Annotated in this window: 19 protein-coding genes; 12 read left to right on the top strand and 7 right to left on the bottom strand. The window is 46.0% G+C overall.

Annotated elements, in window-relative coordinates; translation table 11 throughout:
* The first annotated feature begins 1 nt into the window (after window position 1).
* Window positions 2-1,990: an excinuclease ABC subunit UvrB gene (gene uvrB / locus BREVNS_RS09490; protein ID WP_483426768.1), complete on the top strand. Its 1,989-nt coding sequence runs from the start codon at window positions 2-4 to the stop codon at window positions 1,988-1,990.
* Window positions 1,991-2,275: 285 nt separating this feature from the next.
* On the opposite strand, the gene nadC is transcribed toward uvrB, so the two are convergent.
* On the bottom strand, window positions 2,276-3,160 hold the full coding sequence (nadC, locus tag BREVNS_RS09485; RefSeq protein WP_483426767.1) for a carboxylating nicotinate-nucleotide diphosphorylase: 885 nt from the start codon (window positions 3,158-3,160) through the stop codon (window positions 2,276-2,278).
* Window positions 3,161-3,163: 3 nt separating this feature from the next.
* A complete protein-coding gene (locus BREVNS_RS09480) occupies window positions 3,164-4,006 on the bottom strand; it encodes a PilZ domain-containing protein (RefSeq protein ID WP_483426766.1) in 843 nt (280 codons plus the stop codon).
* 294 nt (window positions 4,007-4,300) lie between these two features.
* On the opposite strand from BREVNS_RS09480, the gene BREVNS_RS09475 reads away from it, so the two are divergent.
* From BREVNS_RS09475 to BREVNS_RS09425, 11 genes are all read left to right on the top strand, one after another.
* Window positions 4,301-8,230, top strand: a complete 3,930-nt coding sequence (locus BREVNS_RS09475; protein WP_483426765.1) for an Ig-like domain-containing protein — start codon at window positions 4,301-4,303, stop codon at window positions 8,228-8,230.
* Window positions 8,231-8,249: 19 nt separating this feature from the next.
* Complete coding sequence (locus BREVNS_RS09470; RefSeq protein WP_483426764.1) at window positions 8,250-8,786, top strand: hypothetical protein; 537 nt, start codon at window positions 8,250-8,252, stop codon at window positions 8,784-8,786.
* Window positions 8,776-10,881: a hypothetical protein gene (locus BREVNS_RS09465; protein WP_483426763.1), complete on the top strand. Its 2,106-nt coding sequence runs from the start codon at window positions 8,776-8,778 to the stop codon at window positions 10,879-10,881. Before BREVNS_RS09470 ends, BREVNS_RS09465 begins: the two co-directional genes overlap by 11 nt.
* Window positions 10,882-11,110: 229 nt before the next feature.
* Window positions 11,111-12,019 carry a quinolinate synthase NadA gene (gene nadA / locus BREVNS_RS09460; protein WP_483426762.1) on the top strand — a complete coding sequence of 303 codons (909 nt, stop codon included), beginning with the start codon at window positions 11,111-11,113 and terminating at the stop codon, window positions 12,017-12,019.
* 48 nt (window positions 12,020-12,067) lie between these two features.
* Entirely contained in the window at window positions 12,068-12,220 is a 153-nt protein-coding gene (locus BREVNS_RS09455) for a hypothetical protein (protein ID WP_483426761.1), read from the top strand.
* 7 nt (window positions 12,221-12,227) lie between these two features.
* Complete coding sequence (locus BREVNS_RS09450) at window positions 12,228-12,920, top strand: metallophosphoesterase family protein (protein WP_483426760.1); 693 nt, start codon at window positions 12,228-12,230, stop codon at window positions 12,918-12,920.
* Entirely contained in the window at window positions 12,917-13,864 is a 948-nt protein-coding gene (locus BREVNS_RS09445) for a transcriptional regulator (RefSeq protein WP_483426759.1), read from the top strand. Before BREVNS_RS09450 ends, BREVNS_RS09445 begins: the two co-directional genes overlap by 4 nt.
* Window positions 13,827-14,693: an NAD(+)/NADH kinase gene (locus BREVNS_RS09440; protein ID WP_483426758.1), complete on the top strand. Its 867-nt coding sequence runs from the start codon at window positions 13,827-13,829 to the stop codon at window positions 14,691-14,693. Before BREVNS_RS09445 ends, BREVNS_RS09440 begins: the two co-directional genes overlap by 38 nt.
* Window positions 14,690-16,384, top strand: coding sequence for a DNA repair protein RecN (gene recN, locus BREVNS_RS09435; RefSeq protein WP_483426757.1), 1,695 nt, complete (start codon window positions 14,690-14,692; stop codon window positions 16,382-16,384). Before BREVNS_RS09440 ends, recN begins: the two co-directional genes overlap by 4 nt.
* Window positions 16,381-16,974, top strand: coding sequence for a hypothetical protein (locus tag BREVNS_RS09430; RefSeq protein WP_483426756.1), 594 nt, complete (start codon window positions 16,381-16,383; stop codon window positions 16,972-16,974). Before recN ends, BREVNS_RS09430 begins: the two co-directional genes overlap by 4 nt.
* A gap of 1 nt (window position 16,975) precedes the next feature.
* On the top strand, window positions 16,976-17,905 hold the full coding sequence (locus BREVNS_RS09425) for a hypothetical protein (protein ID WP_483426755.1): 930 nt from the start codon (window positions 16,976-16,978) through the stop codon (window positions 17,903-17,905).
* A gap of 96 nt (window positions 17,906-18,001) precedes the next feature.
* Here BREVNS_RS09425 and BREVNS_RS09420 read toward each other — a convergent pair whose 3' ends face one another.
* The 5 genes from BREVNS_RS09420 to BREVNS_RS09400 all read right to left on the bottom strand — a co-directional run bounded on the left by BREVNS_RS09420 (window position 18,002) and on the right by BREVNS_RS09400 (window position 23,629).
* Window positions 18,002-19,234, bottom strand: a complete 1,233-nt coding sequence (locus tag BREVNS_RS09420; protein ID WP_483426754.1) for a hypothetical protein — start codon at window positions 19,232-19,234, stop codon at window positions 18,002-18,004.
* Between the two features lie 155 nt (window positions 19,235-19,389).
* A complete protein-coding gene (locus tag BREVNS_RS09415; RefSeq protein WP_483426753.1) occupies window positions 19,390-20,715 on the bottom strand; it encodes a B12-binding domain-containing radical SAM protein in 1,326 nt (441 codons plus the stop codon).
* The gene (gene truB, locus BREVNS_RS09410; RefSeq protein ID WP_483426752.1) at window positions 20,708-21,583 is read right to left on the bottom strand and encodes a tRNA pseudouridine(55) synthase TruB; all 876 of its coding nucleotides are present in this window, start codon (window positions 21,581-21,583) and stop codon (window positions 20,708-20,710) included. The genes BREVNS_RS09415 and truB overlap by 8 nt, the downstream gene beginning before the upstream one ends.
* The gene (locus tag BREVNS_RS09405) at window positions 21,583-21,909 is read right to left on the bottom strand and encodes an Ig-like domain-containing protein (RefSeq protein ID WP_483426751.1); all 327 of its coding nucleotides are present in this window, start codon (window positions 21,907-21,909) and stop codon (window positions 21,583-21,585) included. The genes truB and BREVNS_RS09405 overlap by 1 nt, the downstream gene beginning before the upstream one ends.
* A gap of 106 nt (window positions 21,910-22,015) precedes the next feature.
* On the bottom strand, window positions 22,016-23,629 hold the full coding sequence (locus BREVNS_RS09400) for a methyl-accepting chemotaxis protein (RefSeq protein WP_483426750.1): 1,614 nt from the start codon (window positions 23,627-23,629) through the stop codon (window positions 22,016-22,018).
* Window positions 23,630-23,633 lie beyond the last annotated feature (4 nt).

The following is a 23,633-nucleotide window of genomic DNA, read 5'->3' as shown; positions in this document are numbered from 1 at the left end:
TATGCCTTCCTTTCGTGTTCATGCCCCTTTTCAACCGGCAGGAGACCAACCCAAAGCCATTGAAGCTTTGGTAAGAAACTTCAGCGAAGGTAAAAAACGACAGGTGCTTCTCGGTGTCACGGGAAGTGGCAAGACCTTTACCATGGCGCATGTTATCCAGGCTCTTCAATATCCCACTCTCATCATGTCTCATAATAAAACCCTGGCCGCTCAGTTGTACCGTGAATTTCGGGATTTTTTCCCAGAAAATGCGGTGGAATACTTTGTTTCCTATTATGATTATTATCAGCCAGAAGCTTATGTCCCACAGCGTGACCTTTACATCGAAAAAGATGCCAGCATCAATGACGAAATCGATCGCATGCGTGTCTCAGCTGTCGCCTCTCTGATGGACCGACGAGATGTCATCGTCGTGGCTTCAGTTTCCTGTATCTATGGTTTAGGGGCTCCCACAGACTACAAAGAACTGATGCTTCTCCTCAAAAAAGGAATGATCATCGACAGGGACAGCATTCTCTCTCACCTCGTCCAGATTCAATATGAGAAGGCCGATATAGAACTCTCTCGCGCTTCCTTCCGTGTGAAAGGGGATGTCATTGATATCCATACCGCCTATTCCCGTGAGGTTATCCGAATAGAGATGTTTGGCGATGAAATCGAGGCCATCAAACGCCTTCATCTGATTACAGGGCAACTCATCGAAGAACTGGACCGCATTGTCATCTACCCGGCCAAACTCTTCCTCACCACACAGGACAAACTCAAATTAGCTATAGAGTCCATAGAAGAAGAATTGGCCATGAGAGTGGCTGAACTCAAGGCGGAAAACAAAACCATCGAAGCCTACAGGCTTGAAACACGAACAAGGTACGACATCGAGATGCTCCTTGAACTTGGCTACTGCAACGGAATAGAAAACTACTCCCGTCATCTTTCTTTTCGAAAACCAGGGGAACGCCCATTTGTGTTGTTAGATTACTTCCCAAGGCCATTTCTTACCATCCTCGATGAATCTCACCAGACTATTCCCCAGATCAATGGCATGTTTCATGGAGACTACTCTCGCAAGAAAACCCTTGTGGATTTTGGTTTTCGACTTCCCTCTGCTCTTGATAACCGTCCCCTGAGATTTGAAGAGTTCGATGGTCTTTTAGACCATGTGCTTTATGTCTCAGCGACGCCGGCAGAATATGAGCTCACTCATAGTGAGGCTATTGTCGAACAGATCATACGACCAACCGGTCTTGTTGACCCGGAGGTTGAGGTACGACCAACAACAGGACAGATCGAGGATATCATTCGAGAGGTCAGCTCTCGAACCGCTCAGGGGGAACGTTCTATCATCACGACTCTCACTAAAAAGATGGCTGAGGACCTCACGCAATATCTTCTGGATCAGAATATCAAAGTGGCTTACATCCATTCTGAAGTAGAAACCATAGAAAGAGTAGAAATCCTCAAAAAACTCCGCATGGGGATCTATGATGTCATTGTGGGCATCAATCTGCTGAGAGAAGGTATTGATCTCCCTGAGGTTTCGTTAGTCGTTATCCTTGATGCTGACAAGATGGGATTTCTCAGGTCCGCCCGCTCCCTGATTCAGATTATTGGCAGAAGTGCCCGCCATGTGAATGGAAAGGTGATCATGTACGCTGAGCAAATGACGGAGAGTATGCAGCAGGCTATACATGAAACCAACCGTCGCCGACAGATCCAGATGGCCTACAACAAAGAGCATAACATCACTCCCACGAGTGTGAAAAAAGAGATTGCGGACATTCTTGAAAGAAAACTCAAAGAAACCGAAGAAAAGGCTGATGAAATAGAAAAACTCAAGCGTTCCATCCCCGACAAAAAACGCCTCATTCAGGAAATGGAAAAACTCATGTTCCACTATGCCGAATCCCTTGAGTTTGAAAAGGCCGCTTTTGTACGCGATCAGATAGAAGAATTGAAACAAAAGAAGGAAGACCAAGAAGTCTCTTCGTAAGTGGCTTTTTTTCAGCCTATCAACCACGTGAGAATTGAGACCTTTGCACGTTCGTGCAAAGGTCTCAAAAAAGTAATGAAAAACAAAATATAGTATAAAAATATTCTTCATAGTAATAAATAACTATATTTTTTTGAATAAAAAAGACAAATAAGCCCTTGTAAACAGAAAAAACGGGGTTTCAGGGGCGTAGCCCCTGACCTAAACAGGGGAAGAAAACACCCGTGCAGGGGTCTCGAATTGGGAAAAGCATCGCTTTAGCCTCAAAGTCTGAGAAGAAAAATCTCATCTCTCGCCGTAGACAAACTCTTCCATGAGGAGAGAGACATCTAAAGGAGACAGGGTATGCGTAAGAGCCCCCATAGAAACAAAATCGACGCCACTATGAGCAAGCCTGAGAATCCTCTCCTCCGTCATATTTCCGGAAGCCTCAAGTTTTTTTTGACCACTCACTATTGCTACCGCGCGGGAAATCTCCTCATCACTCATGTTATCTAACATCAGAATATCCGCAGAGGTACCAAGAGCCTCTCGTACTTCCTCAAGAGTGGAAACCTCAACCTCAATCAGCTTTTGTGGATAGAGACGCTTAGCCCGTTCCACAGCGGGAGAAATCCCTCCCGCAGCTACCCTGTGGTTTTCTTTGATGAGGATCATATCATACAGCCCATAACGATGGTTATACCCCCCTCCTACAGTCACAGCATACTTCTCAAACACCCGAAGACCGGGGAGAGTCTTTCTGGTATCGAGAAGTCGCAATTTTGTCCCCTGCAGTTTCTCCACAATACGGGCTGTTTTTGTCGCAATACCACTCATAAAACCCAAGAAATTGAGTGCCACCCTTTCCCCTGTGAGAATCGATTGAACAGGTCCGTGTATTTCCGCTATCACCTTGCCCTTCTGTATCCATTCTCCATCATGAACCAAACATTCCACACGCAAAGAAGAATCAACAAGAGAAAACGTTCGCCTCATCACATCCACACCACATACCACACCCTCTTCCTTGGCCAGAATAAAAGCCCTTTTTATCCGGGGAGTAGTCCCGAGAGTGGCTAACGTGGTAATATCCCCCTCTTCTCCCAAGTCCTCCTCAAGAGCCCGTCGGATGGCCTCATCTACAAGTTCCTCTGGTATTTTTTCCAGACGAAAAGGAAAATATTCCATAACCTATCCTTCAGAGGATGATTTTGGTTCAGAAGGAGAGGATTCCCCTTCTTTCCCTTCGTTTCCGCCACTTGATTCTTCCCCCGAAGGACGAGGACCAGGAACACCCCCCAGAGAAACACGATTGAAAATAAAAGAAGCCAAAATCTCCTGATCATCATGACTGAGATAGGTAAACCGCAGAGCACAAAAACGCTTTCGGTAATCATAGGCAACCACCGTCGCATCAGCGTATACATCCCTATCATCAAGCATAAACTGGATATTGGTGATCTGGGTATTGACCGCCAGAGCTTCCTGAGGAAACATCCCCACCAACTCCACAGCCAGGCCCCCAAAACTAATATCCCGAATCACCCCTACAAGGAGCTGAGAATTGATTGGCGAACGAAACTTGATACCAATCCGTTCATTGGGATTGGATGGATCAAGAGAGATACGAACGTACTTCCGTTCTGGGGGTGTCCCTTTGAGCTTCTGATAGAGTTGCATCGTATAGAGAAACAGATCATCTCCACCCACATTACTTTTCACAAACCCCACACACCCGTGTTCAATGGCCTTCGCGGCAATAGACTTGTCAATAGCCACATAAATCAGAAGGGCAAAAATCTTGCGATTCTGCGTCACGGCAAACGCCTTCACCTTTGCTAAAATATCCAGGGCCTGGGCATACTCCTCATGAATCACATCAATAAAGACAAACTCAATACCAGGATAGAGTCTGAGCTTTTCAAGAAGTTGTTCGGCGTTATCCGTATGATAAACCGTCACTCCCCGTGGATAAAAGGTATTGACAAACTGGTTTCGAACATAAAAGGATTGGGTAACAATGAGTATCTCCATAGACCTTCCTTGAGATAAAGTCCTGTTATTGACAAATTCACTATAAGGCAAAGAAATCGAAAATGCAAATTTCTTCTTTTTTTTGACCTGTGAAAAGAATGCACAAAAATATTCTATTGTGAACTTTTTTTATGCAAAATGCACAAAACTTATACTCCTTATCTCTTTACAGGAAATAAACTTAGAAAAAATTTTTTTGAAAAAAATTGCAGTTTTTCCCTGTTCTTTTCGTATTATATGTGGACCGTGAAACAAATATGAACACGGTTACTTTTGTTTTTCGGAGGAAGGATAATGAAGAAAGTATGGTGGAGCAGGTGGTTAGGCTTGCTTCTGGTGGGAATGGTGTTTTCAGGGTGTCAGCTGATGAAGGATGTCTCTGGTCCTGTTTCCTCTTCTTATGAAGATCGGGAAACCCCCATCGTTGCGTTCAATTCTCTTTCCCTGAGTGGAACGACGTTGTCAGTCACAGCCGGCTGGAGTGATAACGACACTGTTGTCAAGGTCTCTCTTCTCATTAAACAGGCCGGCAACACGGTTACCAACATCACCCATGGAATATCCAGTGGAAAACACTATGGAGATGTGCAATTTTCTGCGAATCTCTCAGCTGGTACCTATGAACTCTCTCTTCTTGCTGAGGATAGAAGTGGTAACTTAGGTCTTTCAGCCAAGACAAATATCTCCCTCGCCCTTCAGGATAATATCCGTCCCTCGCTGAATCTTCTTTCCCCAACGAATAACCATATCACAGGGACCTCTCTCGAAATCTCAGGCAGTGCTTCTGATAATAGCGGACTTCTTGCCCTTGTGTATAAGATAGATACCCAGGCCTGGAATTCTCTTCCTCTCAGTGGAACAAGTCAAAATTTCGCCACCAATATTTCTCTTGATGAAGGCACGCATACCCTCCGTATTTACGCCCTCGATATAGCCAGCAATACTTCAGTTACCAACACGGTCACTTTCACCGCTGTTGTGGGAATGCCTTCTGTGGTTATCACCACCCCCTCTGTGGATATTCTCACCAACGTTTCCTCTCTCACCGTACAGGGAACAGCATCAGTTGATGGCGCAAGCATCTCCAAAGTCATCGTTCGCCTCAATGGTGGCTCATGGCAAAATGCCACAGGAACCACTTCCTGGTCGTATATAGTCACCCTCTCTGAAGGAAGTAACGCTATTGAAGTTGCCGCCATTTCTTCTGCTAACAAAACCAATGCTTCTTCACGAATCATCGTAAGAGATACCACACCTCCTTCTGTTTCCGTCACCACCCCAACGGACGGACAGACATGGCTTTCCAGTTCTCTTACCGTAACAGGAAATGCCAGTGATACGCTCTCCGGGGTAAACAAGGTGTACCTTTCCCTTGATGGGGGAGATTTTGTAGAAGCCAGCGGTACCACCTCCTTCTCGCGCACCTTCAGCCTTACAGCTGGTTCTCATACCCTCAAGGTATATGCAAAAGATCACGCAGGTAATTCCTCTTCCACAAACACAATCACTTTCACCGCCGATTTCCAGGGAGGAATCATTGTTCACTTCAAAAATCCCTCTGGATGGACAACGCCTTCTGTGTATTACTGGAATGTCTCCCCTGCCGGCAGTATGCCGACGGTAAGCTGGCCAGGCAAAAGTATGACAGCTGAAAGTGGAAGTTGGTATCGTTTTGTCTTCACCAACGCCACCTCTGTCAATCTTATTTTCAGCCAATCGGGAAGTCCTCAGACGGTAGATCTCTCTTTAACGGCTCCCGGTGAGTACTGGTTTATCACCAATGGTACCAGTGGAGGTAAAATCACTGGAAAATGGTATCTCTGTGATCCCGATGACCCTGTGCCACCAGAGGTAAGCCTTGTTTCCCCATCCGCTGGTAGCCAGGTTACAGGAGAAGTCCTGCTGGTGGCTGCCGCGAGTGATAACACAGGGGTGATCGAATCGGTAAGCTTCTACGTCGATAATGTGCTTCTCCGAACTATCACCTCTTCCCCTTATCAGACCACATGGAATAGTGCCTATAGCACCAATGGTCTACATACCATCAAGGCTTTAGCCATTGACGGTGCCGGTAATAGCAACTGGTCCAGTTCCATCACGGTGACCACCTCAAATACTAACCTGCCTCCTGTCATTCAGTTTTCTGCTGATACCTATGGCATGATTTCCAATTCCTTTGGTTTCAATGCCTCGGCCTCTTTTGACCCCAATGGAACCATCGTATCATACTCCTGGACATTCACAGGGGCAGAATACAGCACACGGAGTGGTGCGGTGGTCTCCAACCGCTACTTCTCTCCGGGAACCTTCCAGGTCGTTCTTACAATAACCGATAACAACGGAGCAAGTAGTACTACCAACTTCACGGTGACAGTAATCACCAATACCCGTACAGGCGATTTCCGTGAAGAAACCATTTACTTCTTGATTACCACCCGTTTCTACGATGGAGATCCTGCCAACAATGTTTACTGCTGGGATGATATGGCTGCAGGCAACTATCCCAATGACCCTGCCTGGAGAGGAGATTTTGAGGGTATCATCCAGAAACTTGACTACATCAAAGCCCTTGGTTTCTCCGCTATCTGGATCACTCCTGTGGTTCAAAACGCCAGTGGTATGGACTATCATGGTTATCATGCCATCAATCACAAAAAGGTGGATTACCGCTACAAGAGTTCTCAGGATGCCACGGCTGAGGATAGCTATCGAAGACTCATTCAGGCTGCCCATGCCAAAGGTATCAAGATCATTCAGGACATCGTCCTCAATCACACGGGTAACTTTGGGGAAGAGAATATTTATCCCATGTTCTACCGTCAGCAGGCCGAACCCTATAGCAATGCCTTCACCAAAGGACCTTATACCAATCGGTTGCCTGCTAATTATGACTCCCTCAGTGCTGGACTTCAGTACAGTGCCAGAATCACAGCCATGAAAGAAGACTGGACAGATGTGGACCAGATCTACCACCACGAGAAAAACCTCGGATGGGAAGATTATACCGTCCAGACCGCCCAGATCGCTGGAGATTGTGTCGACCTTAACACCGAAAATCCTGTGGTGGCTCAGTATCTCAGAGAAGCCTACTACCAGTACATCGACTGGGGGGTGGACGGCTTCCGTATTGACACCGTAAAACATATCTCCCGCCTCACCTTCAACAAGGAGTTTATTCCCCAATTCAAACAAAGAGGGGGAGAAAACTTCTATATCTTTGGAGAGGTTTGTACCCGCTACAGAGGAATATGGAATTTTGAAAAGCCTATTATTTCCACACCTTTCTACACATGGAAAGAATCCAAAACCTACGCCTGGGGAACCCTTGCCCAGAACACAAACTCTACCAAGCAACTCTGGGATGATAACTATGACAGCAGTACCATTGCCCTTCAACCAACAAGTGATAACCACCGTCTCAGGGGACAATATGAGAATGAATACCACACACCAGACTGGTCCCGTCGCTCTGGTCTCGATGTTATCGACTTTCCTATGCACTGGAATTTTGGTCATGCCCGTGATGCCTTCAATTTAGCTGTGGGCACAGACCATTATTATAGTGATGCCACCTGGAATGTGGTGTACGTAGATTCACACGACTATGGTCCTGATATGAACACCCGTTACAACGGCAGTCAGGCAGATTGGGCAGAGAACCTCACGTTGATGTTCACCTTCCGTGGTATACCCTGTATTTACTACGGAACAGAAGTAGAATTTCAAAAGGGAGCACCCTGCGATCTGGGTGCCAGTGGTCCACTTGCCAACACAGGCCGTGCCTATTTTGGCAACTATTTGGAGGGAACTGTCACGGCTTCTGATTACGGGGTTTATACAGCATCCGGAACGGTAGCAAGCACCCTCTCCTACCCGCTTGCCCAGCATATCCGAAGGCTCAACATGATCCGACGGAGAATACCAGCCCTGCAGAAGGGTCAATATTCCACGGCCTATATCTCCGGAGATGGTATGGCATTCAAGAGACGCTTCACCGACCCCGCCCGTGGCATTGATAGTTTCGTCCTTGTGACTATCTCAGGAAGCGCCACCTTCTACAATCTGCCAGGCGGGACCTATCGGGATGCCATCACAGGAGATACCAAGGTAGTAGCCAACGGTGGCTCCCTCACCGCTACCTGTAGTGGTCAGGGAAATGCCCGGATCTATGTTCTCAATGGCCCGGGAAAGATTGGTGAAGATGGCCCGTACCTCAAACCATAATCAAGACGGAGGAAAAAACATGCAAAAGAAAACTCTTATTTTGTTTATCCTTATAGGCCTTGCCCCCTTTATGTGGGGCAAGGTTTCCCGCTTTGAACTTTCTGCAAGCCCTGGACTTGTCCTTTTTGGTGATGCCCTTGGAGGAGGAATCACGGTGTCCCTTGATTATCCTCTCCTCCACCTCTGGAATATATCCTGGCCTGTGAAAACCAGAGCTGTACTTTTTGGGGAGATGAGTGGTGGCACCAATACCTCTTTCTGGAATGCAGGGATGGGAATAGGGATCGCAGGGTATTATACTTTTCCTGACCTTTCTGCCCTCACTTTAGAAGGTGGAATTGATCTCATTCCTGCGGTGTACGGCTTTGGATTCAAGGTAGGTGGAGTGAGTGGTAATCAGATGGGATTTGGGATGATTTTTGCCCCTTATGCGGCCGGGATATACCATTTCACTCCTTCCTGGGGAGGACGAGTAGATCTCTCGTATCACGTCGGTGTCTATGATAGCTTTTTTGGATATATCGTTATTGGTATGGGGGTAGCGTATGCGTTTTAAGAGAATAGCTCTCATTCTTGGCTTTGCCGCCAGTTTTATAAGTGCCTGTACTTCCTTAGGAGAAAAGGGAAAGGAAACTTTTCCGGAACTTGTCACTACTGATACTCAAACACAAACCACCATCCAGATCGTCTCTCCTACCAATCTCCAGTTTTTTGCTTCGTTAAACATCCCTGTCCAGGTAACAGTTTCCACGGTCTCCCATATCGATTCTTTTCTCATCCTGTGGTGTCCTGGAGAAAAAACAACAACCAATCTCATGGGAATGGAGGTAGGAAAAAGTGGAAACGTTACTCTGTCCACCAATCTCTTGATGGCAAACGAAGGAACCTACTACCTCTGGACAAAGGTTATCCTTTCTGGTGGATATAGTGTTCTTTCGCGTCCCATCTTGATTCAAGTGTACACCAATGTGGCTAAAGTCCCTGCTCCCCTCTTTTCTCCTTTGCCAGGAGAATCAGCCAATCCAATCACACTCTCCCTTACCACCACTCTCCCAGAGAGCACTATTTTCTGGACAACCAATAACTGGGTAACCGTTCATTCGGGTAATTCTCCTGTGAGCCTTGTCCTTGGCTTTGGCTCCTACGAAGTCAAAGCCTATGCCACAAAATATGGTTATATACAATCCGATACCATTGCAGGAACCTTTACCATTCGTGTGGCCTCTCCAGAGGCCTCTCCCACCCCTGGTGCTTACACCTCGGCTCAGACCATCAGTTTTTCCTCAGCGACAACGGGAGCTTCTATTTTCTGGACAACCAACAACTGGACTACCTCCTCAACGGGTTCTCTTACCCTCTCCTCAGGATGGTACACGGTCAAGGCCTACGCTACCAAAGACGGGGCTTTTTCCATAACCAACAGCTGGGAGTATAGCATCTCTTCCTCTGGAGTAGCCACTCCCATTTTCACCCCACCCGCAGGAACCTATGAAAGTGCCACCCTCATTACGGCTACCACCACAACAGAGGGAGCAACAATATACCTTTCTACCAACGGTACAACCTGGTTACAGACAAATGAAATCATGTTACCCGAGGGAATCTGGACCCTTTCTGGCTATGCAGAAAAAGACGGACTCAAGTCTTTGACCAACCAGAAAACCTACACTATCAACGAAACGAAGGTGGCCACCCCTCAATTCTTCCCCACTGGTGGAACCTATCCCACCAATATCACAGTAACCATCACCTGTGCCACCCCTGGAGCTTCTCTCTTCTGGAGTACCAATGAGGGAGCAAACTGGCATACTTCATCCTCTCTTCCCCTCACCGCAGGAACCTATACCCTGAAGGCCTATGCCACCAAAACAGGGCTTCTCCCCTCTTTCACCAATACGATTTCCTATACCATAGAAGATACCGAAGCTCCCTCCCCAGGAGGTATTATCCAGGTTTCCAATATCCAGAATTCTTCAGCTGTTGTTTACTGGCCTGCGGCTTCTGACAATTCCACATCTCCTTCCTATCTCAGGTACCTGGTTGCGTACACCACGAATGCCTCTCTCATTGACACGCTCACGGAGGTTACCAATGCTAATCCGGAGGTTTCTGTGATTGGATGGACGGAAAATATGACTTCTACCACTCTCCCAAGCCTCTTTGAAAACACCACCTACTATGTCAATGTCGCCGTGAAAGATAATACAGGTAACACCTCTCTCTATACCAATACCCCTGTGAGCTTCACTACTCTATCTTCCAGTGAACCTAATGCTCTTTTCACTATCATCTTCTCAAACTGGAATGAAAGCCGAACACTGTATCTCCCCGGAGATCACAACAACTGGGATCCCAATTCTGTCACTCTCTCCCACACGGCCGGAGCCACCTCAAAAATAAGCTTCAGCAACACGGTAACCACCACCGTAATTTCCAGGGGTACGTCAACGACGGCTCTTGAATTCAAGGTCATCAATAACCCTAACTGGATTGATCAATGGATTTTCACAAGCTGGACACGGGTAGGGCCCATTACTCTCTACGATAGTGGTAAACAGATTGCCATCACCTGTGATAATAACGATGTGGTCACTGTGCTCTTTGATGTGGGAAATATGAAGATTGTCGCCACAGTAGAGGCAAGGCCATAGAAATGTGCAAAAAACAGCCCCCTTATGGGGGCTGTTTTTTGGAAAAAAGGCTCTTTGCTATTCTCTATTTCATGAACACACATCCAAACGATTGAAAGAAGAATAGCAAAAAATCCCTGCTTTTCTAAAGAAATTCCCCCCTTGACTTTTCTAAAAAATATCTTATAATCAATAAGCACATAGAATAAGTGAGTCCGTCCTTTCTGAAGTACCACGCAAGGGAGGCAATGTGGACATACAGCAACTCAAAGATACCATTTCCCATCTCAAAAAAGAAAAAAATGCCTATATCCTTGCCCATAACTACCAGCTTCCTGAAATACAGGATGTGGCCGATTATGTAGCTGACTCACTTGGAATGGCAAAACACGCCCTCTCTATCCAAAACGATCTCATTGTTGTCTGCGGCGTCTATTTCATGGCGGAAACGGTTTCTATCCTCAATCCTGACAAACGAATCATTATTCCCGATACGAATGCAGGTTGTCCACTCGCCAATTTTGCCCCTGTCGAGGAAGTACGCCGATGGAGAAAACAATACCCTGACTACACCTTTGTCGCCTATGTCAACTCAAGCGCAGAGGTAAAAGCAGAAGTCGACATCTGTTGTACCTCAGCCAATGCTATAGATATCGTTCGACGTGTTCCCAATAACAAGATCGTTTTTCTTCCTGACAAAAACCTTGGTCGCTACGTGCAAAAACATGTTCCAGAAAAAGAAATTGTCCTATGGCCGGGCTTTTGTGTCGTACACGAAACCGCAGACCTTGAAGCCATTCTGAGAACAAAAGAAGCTCATCCCCGCGCCCTCACCATGGCTCATCCCGAATGTCCAGAAGAAATTCAGGAGATCGCTGATGGCATCTGCAGCACAGGCCAGATGATGGATTTTGTCGCCAAACACCCCGAAACAAGAGAATTCATCATTGTTACCGAATGGGGGATGGTTTATGCCCTGCAAAAAAAGTTCCCAGACCGGCTATTTCTCGAACCATCCCACCGAATGGAATGTAAGAACATGAAACGTATCACCCTGCAGAAACTCCATGATGCCCTGGTGGAAGAAAAGTTTATTGTCAAAGTGGCTGATGACATCAGAGAAAAAGCCCGCCAGAGTATTGACAAAATGCTTGCCTGAGAAGAGAAAATATGCTACAATAGTAGAGAAGATATATGGGAGGTATGTATGCCATTTGTGGTAACCCTCGATGATGCCCAGAAGGGTGTCAAGTTTCCTACCAAAGAAGATGCTATAGAAGCCATGTGGGAACTCTACAAAGACAAAATGAGTCGTGCTGATTTTGAAAAAATGATTGAGTCCCACATCAAAGAGGTGTAAGGTTGTTGTGAAACTTCTCGTTGTCAGTGATGTGGTTAATCAAAAGCTCTATAGCCCTCTCGTCACTAACGTCGCAGGAGATGTGGATTTGATTGTGTCGTGCGGGGATCTTCCCATGTACTATCTTGATTATCTTGTCTCGACCATCAACAAGCCCCTTCTGTATGTCTGCGGCAATCATGATCACTACACAAGAAAAAAAAAGTGGTGTGAAACCCTCAATGAAGTCAATGATTTTAAGTATCATCAACTCAACTATCAGAAAAAATGTTTTTTTGGCGGTGTAAATATTGATATGAAAGTCATAGAAAAAAACAAAGTCCTTTTCGCCGGTTTAGAAGGTTCTTACCTTTACAACTACGGGGAACACCAGTACAATGAGAAACAGATGTGGAATAGAATCCTTCTCATGTCCCCTTCTCTTTTCTATAACAGAATGATATATCACCGCTACGTTGACGTGGTAATCAGCCACGCCCCTCCGTATGGGATTCATGACGGAAAAGATCTTCCCCACAGAGGGTTTGAGGCGTTTCTTTCCTTCATCAAGACGTTCAAGCCCAAGGTATGGCTCCACGGACACACGCATCTCTACGACCGCAATGCCTCACGAGTAGCCAAAGTAAACGGCACCTATGTGATTAACGCCTACGATTACCAGATTATTGACCTCAACACTTATCTCCAGGAGAAGCCATGAGTCAAATAAACCTCTACAACAAAGCCCGATGGGATTTTGAGAAGGCAAAAAACAAGGCTTTTTTCTCCAGGCTGATGAAAAAACTCTTCTCCCAGAATGATGAACTCCTCCGCTTTGACGAAGTGAAACACCTCCTTGCCCCCCACGGTATGGCCTATAGAGGGGTCAAGAGTATTCCCCTTGACAAGATCGTGGGATCCGAAGGGCGTTATCAGGATTTTGATACCAATTTTCTCCCTCTTCACGAGCATAACCGTCAACGATGGGAAAACATTGACCTTGCCCATCTCAAGGAGATCACCCTCCCCCCGATCAAGGTTTACAAGGTGGGTGATTTCTACTTTGTCCGGGATGGAAACCACCGGGTTTCTGTAGCAAGACAGCTCGGCATGGAATTTATCGACGCAGAGATTACCGAACTCTTTGTCAAGGTACCCCTCCAATCAGAAAAACTTGACCAGAAAAGCCTCCTCATTGCAGAAGGCTATAGATTCTTTTTAGAGAAAACCCACATCGACAAGGTCCTTCCTCACATCTCCTTCTCTCTCACCAACCCCTGGGGATACTATCGCTTAGTAGAACATATCAATACCTACAAATATCTTCTTGAAGAAAGGCTCAAGAAATCCCTCTCCATTGAAGAGGCCTCAAAAGAGTGGTTTTTCAATCTCTACAAACCCGTCACTGATCTCATTCTCTCCAACAAAATCCTCAAGCATTTTCCCGGTCGAACAGCCGGTGATCTCTATATCTGGATTATGGACCATTGGCATTATCTCAAAGAACGTTATGGCCCCATCGACCTCATTACAGCTATGGAAGACTACACCAAACGGTTCGGGAAAAGGTCCTGGTGGCAAAAACTTGTTCGTTTCTTCAGCGGGCATCAAAAAGGAGAAAAAGAGAATGAAACTCAAAAAGATTCTGATAGTCGCTCAGAGTAGTCGACCACAGGTCGCCGAAGCCCTCACTACTCTCACTCACGAACTCTCCAGACGAGAAATAGAGTTTTGTGTGGTGGAACCAGCATGGTACAAACTCAAGAATGCCGAAGTGATCTCTGATTTTGACATCCATTACCGTCATGAGGACTATCAGGCTATCTTTGTCATAGGTGGAGATGGAACCTTTCTCTACGCCGCCAGAACCTTTGGGATCTTTGGTATTCCCCTTGTTGGTATCAATGCGGGAAAACTTGGATTTCTCATGAGTGTTTCTCCTCAGGAGTGTGGAAGTCTCATCGATGGGATTGAAAATGAGTCCATTCCCCTCTGCGAACGTTTTCTTCTGGATGTGTGTATCACACGAGACAACCGCACCCACCGTCTTGCCCCCTTCTTGAACGATGCGGTGATTGCCAGGGGTACCCTTTCCCGTATGATTCCCATTGAGGTCTTCATCGAAAATGAACTCTTCTCCCATTACTCGGCCGATGGGCTTATTATCTCCACTCCCACAGGATCAACAGCCTACAACCTCTCAGCCGGGGGTCCCATTCTCTCCCCTACTCTTCCCGCCATCGTCATCACCCCTATCTGTGCCCATACTCTTGCCGTTCGCCCTTTTGTGACAGATGCCCATCATCATATCAAGGTGCGTATCAATGGAGACCCACAGGAAAGTGCTCTCACGATCGATGGACAGGAAAATTTTCACCTTCAGGAAGGGGATGAGATCCACGTCCAGCTCAGTGAGAAAAAACTCACCGTCTATGAACCCCATAAACATCAATTCTATCAACTTCTCAGAAAAAAATTAAGGTGGCAGGTATGATACAGAGGCTTGCGATACGAAATTACGCTATTATAGATCATCTTGAGGTAGAATTTCCTGATGGTTTCATTGCCTTCACAGGAGAAACAGGGGCTGGAAAGTCCATTATTCTCGGCGCGCTTGGCCTTCTCACAGGAGAAAGGGCAGATACTTCTGTGATCCGCACCGGGAGTGAACGGGCTATTGTAGAAGGTGAATTCATACTCAAAGAACCTGCTCTCAAAGACATCCTCAAAAATTTAGAAATAGATACCTCAGACACCCTTCTCATCAGACGAGAGATTGTCTCCGATGGTCGTGGTCGTGTCTTTATCAATGGGCTTCAAGAACCCCTTTCCAAACTCGAAGCAATTGGGGAGTATTTAGTAGATTTTCACGGTCAACACGATCACCAGCTTCTTCTTCAACAAAAGGTTCACCTCGACATGTTAGATAGATACGGCAATCTCTTCGAAGAAAGAGAAGAGGTAAAAAACCTCTACCAGAAATTCACCAGTCTCTTGGCCACGCTTGCCGATCTTCAACAGGATGAAAGTCGCTTAGAACAGGAAAAAATCTTCTGGGAAACCGCTGTAGAGGACATTGCCGGGGCAAAGCTCTACCCCGAAGAGGAAAACGAACTCACAGAAGAGGTGAAACGTCTGGAAAATGGGGAGAAAATAGCGGAAGCCTTTTCCCTTGCCCATCAGGTACTCTACGAACAGGATGGATCAGTCCTCTCCAAGCTTCAAAAAATTCTCCATCCCTTAGCGGATATTGCCGGCATGGATAAAACCTACCAGGAGATATATGAGATTCTGGATACCGTTTTCACCCAGACGCAGGAGGCAGCCAGCCTCATCAGAGAAGCCCGTGATACCATCGATTTTGATCCCGAGAAGATGAATAGTCTCATCGAAAGGTTAGAAACCATCAAAGACCTCAAGAGAAAATACAAGAAAAACACCGTCCAGGAACTCTTGGACTACCTCACAGAATGTCAGGACAGACTTCGCCGCTTCTCCAACCGGGCAGAAGAAATCGCCTCCATCCAGAAAGAAATCGAAGAAACCCAGCGTCTCTATAGCGAAAAAGCCCTTGCCCTTTCCAAAAAAAGACAGGAAGTGGCTACAAACCTTGCCAAACACATCGGGGAGGAACTTGCCACCTTAGGAATGGACAAGGCGACCTTCATCGTGGATATCAAGTACGTGCGTGATGAGAATTCCCCTCTCAGGATTCAGGATGTTCCCATCAAGATCTCTGAGAGTGGTATCGATCGCGTCGAGTTCTTCATGACAACCAATCCCGGCGAAGAACCAAAGCCCCTGCGAAAGATAGCTTCTGGTGGGGAGATCTCCCGTGTCATGCTTGCCCTCAAAAGCATTTTCTCCCGTTCTGATGTGGTTGAAACCCTCATTTTTGACGAAATTGATGTGGGAATAGGCGGCCTTACGGCCAATCAGGTGGCTACCAAGATGCGACAGATAGCCTCTCACAAACAGCTTTTGGTGATTACCCACCTTCCCCAGATAGCTTCTGCCGCCACCACCCACTTCAAGGTTCTCAAAGAAGTGGTGGACAACAAAACCTATACCAGACTCATCCCTCTCGGCCCTGAGGAACGGATACCCGAAATTGCCCGTATGTTAGGAGGAGAGGATGAAAGCGCCAAGGCTCACGCTCAAGAAATGATAAAGAGGTGGTTATGAAAGAACACAAGCCCATTCCCGTCACAGCCCTGATTCTTCTCTTCCTTGTTCTCTGTGCAGCTGCTTTTCTGATACTTAGCTACTGGCAAACAAACCTCAAAAAGAACATAGTTGATCTTCAAAAAGCTATTCAGTCCCTCACCAATGAGTTTCCGCTGGCTGAGATAAGTCTCTCCCAGACTTCACCGGAGATAGGAGGACAGGTTATTTTCTATAGTCCTTCTGGAATTCCCCTTCAAAGTGAGGCCTTTGAAATGGGGGGAACAGATCTCTATCTTGAGTTTCGTCTCCTCTCCTGGACATACGAAACCAATCGCTTTGTTTTTGGTTACCCCCTTCGCCTCTACAGTGACCAGGTCGCTCCTTCGGAGGGGATTGAGGTATTTGATACCTTTACTAACGCTCTCGCTACTGGTGGAGATGCAGAGAGACTGGCTTTGCTTCTCCTCACCTCTCCCCTTCCTGAAAAAATCACTATCTCCCAGACCCAAACCATAGCTGTCCACCAGTACCCCGGAAAAGCCTGGCAACCTGTACGCTATCTCGTTCTCTATCGTCAAAATGGCACGATAGAACTCAGGGAAAAGTAAGATGGAAACCTTTCAGCTTCTTTTCCCTCTTGTGCATGGACTGGCCAAGATATTCTCCTTTCTTTTTTTCACTCCCTGGGGGTGGGCAATACTGGGGTTTCTTTTTCTTCTTCTCCTTTTCAAACAGGGAATAAGTGGAGACGGATCCTGGAGGTGGTCGGTGTTTCTTTTCAACCTTTCGGAAAAAACCACTCTTTTTTTTCTTTCTCTTCCTCAATTTTTGATGGGGTTTCTATTTCTTTTTCTGTTAGCCTTTTTTGAAAAAGATATTCACATACTCTCTGAAAACCTGAGACTCAACAGGGAAAAAGAACTCCTCACCCAAACCCTCAAAAACCTCCATTTTGAGGGAAAGCTTCTGGATATCTCGGTAGAAACAACTACCAATGGCTACACCCTCACTCTCTTTTATTACACCCATAGCCCCTGGCAAAATAAGCCCCTGCTTCGCCACAGAGAGACCTTTTTCACTCCAGAAAAAAGGATTTATGTAGATTTTGGGGTATGCAATTTTGAGTACAGCGTGGTAGCTGAGGGGAGTGCTTATAATCTTGCCTTTCCTGCCCGGATCTATACAGAGACCATCCCTCCCGAAAAAGGATATTCCCTTTTTTCAGGGGAGAAAGGGCTTCTCTGGGGGTTTGACATCCCGGAAGAGGACCTGGTGGGTATTGATGGGAAAAACTTCCATCTCATGGGACAACGCATTGTAGAAGCCATCACCAATAGCGCAGCTGCCAAAAAATTAGGTATCCGCACGTTTTACGGCCAGGCTATAGCCATTGATCTTGTCCCCGGTCGCACCTACCAGTTTGTTTCCACCGGTACCGGCGGCGTAAAACTTTTGATTACGTTTCCAACAGGAGACCTGAAAGAGAGAGAAAAGGATAAAGAAGTTACCCCTGGCTCAAAAGATTTTTGTCAACTGTAGTATACAGGGAACATTTTAGATAAACAAGTTTTTTCTGGGGAAAGTACCCTTTTTAGGCCATAAAACAGGGCAATAAGTACGTACCATCCCTATGTTTTATATCACATCCTGCCAGTAGACACCATCGATAGCCTCATCACGATTATAGTAGTAATGCAAACGCACAGCAAGAACATTGGTTGCCCCTTCTCTTTTCCATACCCCCACATCCATTCTCTGGTTTATGGTTCGCATCAGCCGTTCTGCCCTTGAGGTTGTTCCTGGCAAACCATCTTCACTGTCACAGGCGAACATGTCTTTTTGAGCACGAAGAAGATAATAAAAACAATGTTTGCGCCCTTTTTCGTGAAATAAGTCAAGAAGATTCTGAATATGCTGTCTGCGCTCGCTTTGATAACCAAGTCTTGTTTGCCAGTCATTTTTGTACCCCAAGAAACAGGCTTTCCCTGTTTCAGCGACAATATTTGTCCACTCAGAAGAACGATATCTCACTCTATCAAGACGAAGAAAATACTTCAATTGATAACTTACATGCCACAAACATCGTTGAAAAACGATACCGGGATGTTTGCCCTGGTTAATCCCTGTATCTCCATCGACAACAAGAAAAAACCGAGAAAAAGAGTGTTTTTCTTGAATGGGCTTAAGAAGTTTGTCCCAACCTGCATGGTAATTATCCACAAGAAGGCCTGCTATTCTTGTATTTTTTCCTGTCAATGGGGAGGCTTGTTGCCTCTCCTGCAAAAGAATTTTAGCTTCTTCTCCTTTTTTCTTGCCCTGAACAGGAATACCCGTCCCATCGGCTTCTCCACAGGGTTTTTCTTTTTCTGAGATACTGAAATGTATCTTTCTCCCAATATTTTGAAGGTTTTTCCAGAGGGTGCTAAGACCTATTTTATACCCTGTGAAGGAAAGAATACGAGCGGCCACTCGATAGGTGGTAAGAGCCCCGGCTAAAGCCACTCTGTAGATATCTTTCAGGATTTGCCTTTTTCGCTTTTCTACACCAAGAAGAGATCTTGTGAGAAAAAGTTTTCTTCCACACTTTTTGCATTGAATTTGGAGCTGAGGAAGAGTGATCTTTCCAAAGGGCATCAGAACAAAAACAGTGTTTTTTCCATGCTTTGTTTTCCATATGAAGTGATGTTTTTCTCCGCATGTACAGGTGATACGACCTTCTTTTATTTCTTTTTCTGCCACTTCTACAGAAATCTGATGAACAAATGACTCAAACACTCCTTTGATGGCCTGGAGAAAAACCACCACTAACGTCTCAAGTTTTGTGTCAGGGTAGTCGATAGTCAAAGTGAAGGTGAATTCTTTACGCATGGGTTCCTCCTTGTGTCCTATTATCGGCCAGGGAGGAACTTTTTTTTGCTTTTCCTCATCTTCCCACTGCAGGTCTCCTGAAAAAAACGTTACCAAACTTTTGCCATAGCCATGCTTTCAGAAAAGACTTGGGAATTTTCCCTCTCTTGGTTTTCCTATGGCGAGGGAGACTCCTCTCTCTGTACCTGATGGCGATAGTTTACCTCCAGCTGGTGAAGATGCTGTACATAGGAAACATCAATCCCACTGCGATAAAGATAAACGGTGTTATTATGAAAAAGAGGATCAGAAAGGTCTGTGAGAGAGGAAGCCCTGACAAAATCAGGTGTACCCGGTATAGGTGAATAATAGGCCAACATGGGCATCCCCCCTGAGGCAAAAATAAACTGCATGGTTTTTTCCACCGAGGAAAGGGACTGTCCAGGGACATTCACCAGGGTATATACCCTGATATGACGGCGAGAAAAACCCACCTTATACAAAATCTCCATAGCCCTCAAAAACTCTTCTCGTTTAGCCTTTTGCTGATGGGTTTGATGAAATTCCTCCTCCGAAGACTCAAGGGAAAGTCTCACATCCTCAAAACCCGCCTTTTTCATAAGCTTTGCCACATCTTCCGTGAGAAAACGAATATGAAGCCCATTTGGCGTATGAAAAACAGGGGTATAGCCTTTTTCAAGAACATGATGCAAAAGGATTTTTAGCCTTTTTTCCGGCTGAAACAAAAGGGCATCATCATAAAAGGCAAAATGCCTGACCCCCTTTTCGTTATACAGCCAATCAAAAGCCCGAAGAGTCCTTGCTATATCCAAAGGCTCAAAAGACAAAAGCCTGTGGCTGGCACAATACTCACATCGAAACACACACCCTAAAGACAAAAGAAGGGGGGCATAGCCATACTCCCGGGCTATAGAGTAATCGGGAACTACCTTCTCTCCCCTGAGAGAAACACCCAAAAGCTGCGACAAAACATTCGCTACCTTTGCAGGTTGCTGAAAGGGAACGACCACATCAGCCCCCTGCAAAGCGGCATGATCGGGCAAAAGAGAAGCATATATCCCCCCAACCACTACCATAGCTGAGGGAAAGACATCCCGCAAAAGCCGAATGGTATACGAAAGCCCTGTATACCAGTACGTCATACCACTCGAAACAAAAATCCAATCGGGTTGCCAATCAAGCCCCTTCAACTTCTGATACAAGATTTCCTCTGGCATACCATACCTTTTCCATCGACGGGGAATATCTGAAAGAACCTCAGGCACAGCAGTAACCTGCTGATAAAAATGCCCTGTTCCATCCGCTTTAGACTTGAGACCAAGCTCTGGGATATTTCTTTGCAAAATATTGACATAGGCAATATCAGCCACGGGACGAAGGATATCGGCAAGCATCCAGAGACCTACAGGTTTGGCAAAATGATCGTACGCCGCAAAATCCTCAATATAAGGATACACAAGAAGAATCCTTGGCCTACCCATGAAAAACCCGTCGATAAAAGAACCGTCCCTCCCGCCACTCCCCAATAGCAAGAAGAGTATCCCTGAAAACCACCTGATACATTCCATTTTTCGCAGGAGGCAATACAAAAGAACCCTCTTCTAATTTTCTCCCCTGAGTAACCCAGAGAGGATTTTTTATTTCAAGTACGGGAAACAAAAGAAGTCGTCTCATAGGCAAAAGAAAAGAGGTCCAGTTTTCCCCTGAGAGGGTCTCAAGAGAAACCGTGTCTGCAAGTCCAATACCTAAGGTTTCCGTCCGTACAAGGCGAAGTACATGACCATAGCACCCTAAAACCTCTCCCATATCTCTGGCCAAACTTCGAATATAGGTTCCCGAAGAACAGCGTACTCTGGTATGTACCACCCTTGCCTTCCCATCATAGTCTAAAAGAATATGTTCAAAAATATCCACTTGGCGAGGCTGAAGTTCTACATGCTCCCCGTTTCTTGCTCGCTCATAGGCCCGTTTCCCCTCCACCTTCAAGGCCGAATAACGAGGAGGTACCTGCACGATTCTTCCCTGAAAACGGGCTACGACAGATTCTACCTCTTTTTGAGAAGGCACCATATCAGATGTGGCTATTACCTTGCCTGTACTGTCATCGGTATCTGTAGCCACACCAAACTGAATCCAGACCTCATATACCTTGTCATGTTCCAGAAGGAAAGGAAAAAGTTTTGTGGCTTCCCCAATCAAGAGAAGAAGGACCCCTTCCGCCATAGGATCAAGGGTACCTGCGTGACCTATTTTACTTTTCTTCAACACAGGTATCCTTTTCTGAAGCATGCGAATCATATCGTAGGAAGAAGGCCCAGAAGGTTTACAAAGAGGGAGTACACCGTCCATCAGTTTGCAACCTGCACCTCTATGGTCTCGCTCTGAAACTTTCCCTCTATATCATACACAGAGACCGAAATCTTATAAAACCCGTTGGGAACAGTTGTCGTATCCCACTCCGAGGTATAAGGACCAGGGGCATTAATCACCGCATGAGGGCTATCATTGATACGTATCTCCACTCGATCTACTACCATCGTCGAGGGGGGAGCAACCGAAATAATCACCACCCCACGAAGTGTTTCTCCATCCTTGGGAGAAAGAATAAGCCTCTCCTCCTGCGTAGCCGTACAGGAGAAAAGCCCCAAAACCACCAAAAGAAATACCTTTTTCATCACTTACTCCTCTAATTTATTATAACACAAAACCCTTTCCCTTGCAAATGCCTTCTTCGTATTCAGCCTCTGCCTCCCTCCAAACAAGACCTCTCCCAAATAAGGCTCACCCAATCCTTTCTCTGAGTTTCTGAATCTCCTCCTGATTTTCCCTACTGAGTTGAGAGAGTGTGGCTGATTCATCAACCAGCCTGAGGAAATGACTTCTCAACGAACTCGCCTCCTCATAGACCTTCTGGGCAACAGAACTGGCTATCTTTGTCTGCTCAAGGGTATTTTTCAGTTCCCTTTCCATCTTCTCTGTGGCATCTTTCACCTGATTCCCAAAAGTCGAAAAATCCACCAGAAATTCGTTGATGGTTTGCGTATTGTTTGCCACCATCTGGAGATTCTCAAAGGTTTCCTTGAGTTCCACCTGGGTTTCCTGAACCTCACTCTGCACTGTTTTGAAAAATCCCACCGTTTCCTTCATGGAATCCTCAACAATTCCTATGCTTTTTTGAATATTGCTTAAAAACTCCCCTACCTCCATACTCCTTTGTTTTGCATTCTGGGCCAAACGCCTGATCTCCTCGGCCACGATACGGAAGCCCTTGCCTTCTCCCCCGGAATGACTGGCCTCAATAGAGGCATTGAGCCCAAGCATATGAGTTTTTTCTGCTATCTCACTGATGAGGGTATTGATCTCAAAAAGCCTCTCAAGCATACCCACCATAGCAGTAATCTGAGAAGAAAGCCCCTTCAGGCTTCCATCTACCTGATCCATCGTCCGAAAGACCCTGACAAGAACATGTTCTCTCTCTTCGGCGGTACTGGCACTTTGCTGAACAAGATGAATGGTCTTTGAGACGACGTTCATGCCCTCACCTAATTTAGACAAGTGGGTCTGAATCGATCTCCCCGCCTCCTGCTGGATACCCAGTACTTCTTCTTCCCTGGAGGCATTGGAAACAAGAATACCCGAGAGGGTCTGCATATTTTTGGCCATTTCAGAGAAAAATTTTTCAAGATCCTGCGCCGTACTATGCAAGAGCTGTGAAGATTGAGAAAGCCTTCCACTGATGCTCTCAATATCCTTTTGCGTTTGAGTGAGAGCCTCTGTGGTTCTTTGATAACTCTTTTGAATATGTTCACTTAAGTGAACCCCTTCCTCAAGGAGGGTCTGTTGAAGCACAACCATACGCCTCACAAAATATCCCCCCACCACCACCAGCAAAAAACAGGTAGCCAAAGACTGAATCGCAAGAAGCGTGACTTTGTACCCATCCAAAGGCAAAGCATCCAGAACATACAAAACCCCAATAGCCATAACCACAAGAAGGGTGAGTATATCTATCTGACGCTTACTAACACTGATAAGCCCTCCCACCACAAGCAAAAAAAGCCCAAGGGTGGCAAAGACGTACGTCTCATACACATTCTGGTACTGGTCAAACTTGATGGCAAGAAACATCACCACAAAAAGCGTATAGAGAAATAACCCCACCGATACTGAATACCTTCCCATTCGCATCAAAAAGAGAACCACCCCACAACTGAGAACCAGAAGCGCTATAGCCCCTCCTGCTGCCACCGCCCCCGTCAGAAACATCACTAATGCCAGGAGTATACTAAAAGACCCAACCACACCCACCACTGGCGCCATAATCTGGGCTTTGCGATAAATCTTCACATCGCCATTTTTATATCGATCCGTAAAATACGCACTCCACACACCCATACCG

It is taken from the genome of Longinema margulisiae (genome assembly GCF_025266855.1).
GTDB lineage: Bacteria > Spirochaetota > Brevinematia > Brevinematales > Thermospiraceae > Thermospira.
Note: the sequence above shows the minus strand (reverse complement) of the source record. Positions and strands in the feature narration are given on the sequence as shown.

What these genes read in the sequence shown, in the direction of transcription:
- uvrB (WP_483426768.1), top strand. Translation starts at nt 2, where the DNA reads ATGCCTTCCTTTCGTGTTCATGCCCCTTTTCAACCGGCAGGAGACCAA.
- nadC (WP_483426767.1), bottom strand. Translation starts at nt 3,160, where the DNA reads ATGGAATATTTTCCTTTTCGTCTGGAAAAAATACCAGAGGAACTTGTA.
- BREVNS_RS09480 (WP_483426766.1), bottom strand. Translation starts at nt 4,006, where the DNA reads ATGGAGATACTCATTGTTACCCAATCCTTTTATGTTCGAAACCAGTTT.
- BREVNS_RS09475 (WP_483426765.1), top strand. Translation starts at nt 4,301, where the DNA reads ATGAAGAAAGTATGGTGGAGCAGGTGGTTAGGCTTGCTTCTGGTGGGA.
- BREVNS_RS09470 (WP_483426764.1), top strand. Translation starts at nt 8,250, where the DNA reads ATGCAAAAGAAAACTCTTATTTTGTTTATCCTTATAGGCCTTGCCCCC.
- BREVNS_RS09465 (WP_483426763.1), top strand. Translation starts at nt 8,776, where the DNA reads ATGCGTTTTAAGAGAATAGCTCTCATTCTTGGCTTTGCCGCCAGTTTT.
- BREVNS_RS09455 (WP_483426761.1), top strand. Translation starts at nt 12,068, where the DNA reads ATGCCATTTGTGGTAACCCTCGATGATGCCCAGAAGGGTGTCAAGTTT.
- BREVNS_RS09445 (WP_483426759.1), top strand. Translation starts at nt 12,917, where the DNA reads ATGAGTCAAATAAACCTCTACAACAAAGCCCGATGGGATTTTGAGAAG.
- BREVNS_RS09440 (WP_483426758.1), top strand. Translation starts at nt 13,827, where the DNA reads ATGAAACTCAAAAAGATTCTGATAGTCGCTCAGAGTAGTCGACCACAG.
- recN (WP_483426757.1), top strand. Translation starts at nt 14,690, where the DNA reads ATGATACAGAGGCTTGCGATACGAAATTACGCTATTATAGATCATCTT.
- BREVNS_RS09430 (WP_483426756.1), top strand. Translation starts at nt 16,381, where the DNA reads ATGAAAGAACACAAGCCCATTCCCGTCACAGCCCTGATTCTTCTCTTC.
- BREVNS_RS09425 (WP_483426755.1), top strand. Translation starts at nt 16,976, where the DNA reads ATGGAAACCTTTCAGCTTCTTTTCCCTCTTGTGCATGGACTGGCCAAG.
- BREVNS_RS09420 (WP_483426754.1), bottom strand. Translation starts at nt 19,234, where the DNA reads ATGCGTAAAGAATTCACCTTCACTTTGACTATCGACTACCCTGACACA.
- BREVNS_RS09415 (WP_483426753.1), bottom strand. Translation starts at nt 20,715, where the DNA reads ATGGGTAGGCCAAGGATTCTTCTTGTGTATCCTTATATTGAGGATTTT.
- truB (WP_483426752.1), bottom strand. Translation starts at nt 21,583, where the DNA reads ATGGACGGTGTACTCCCTCTTTGTAAACCTTCTGGGCCTTCTTCCTAC.
- BREVNS_RS09405 (WP_483426751.1), bottom strand. Translation starts at nt 21,909, where the DNA reads ATGAAAAAGGTATTTCTTTTGGTGGTTTTGGGGCTTTTCTCCTGTACG.
- BREVNS_RS09400 (WP_483426750.1), bottom strand. Translation starts at nt 23,629, where the DNA reads ATGGGTGTGTGGAGTGCGTATTTTACGGATCGATATAAAAATGGCGAT.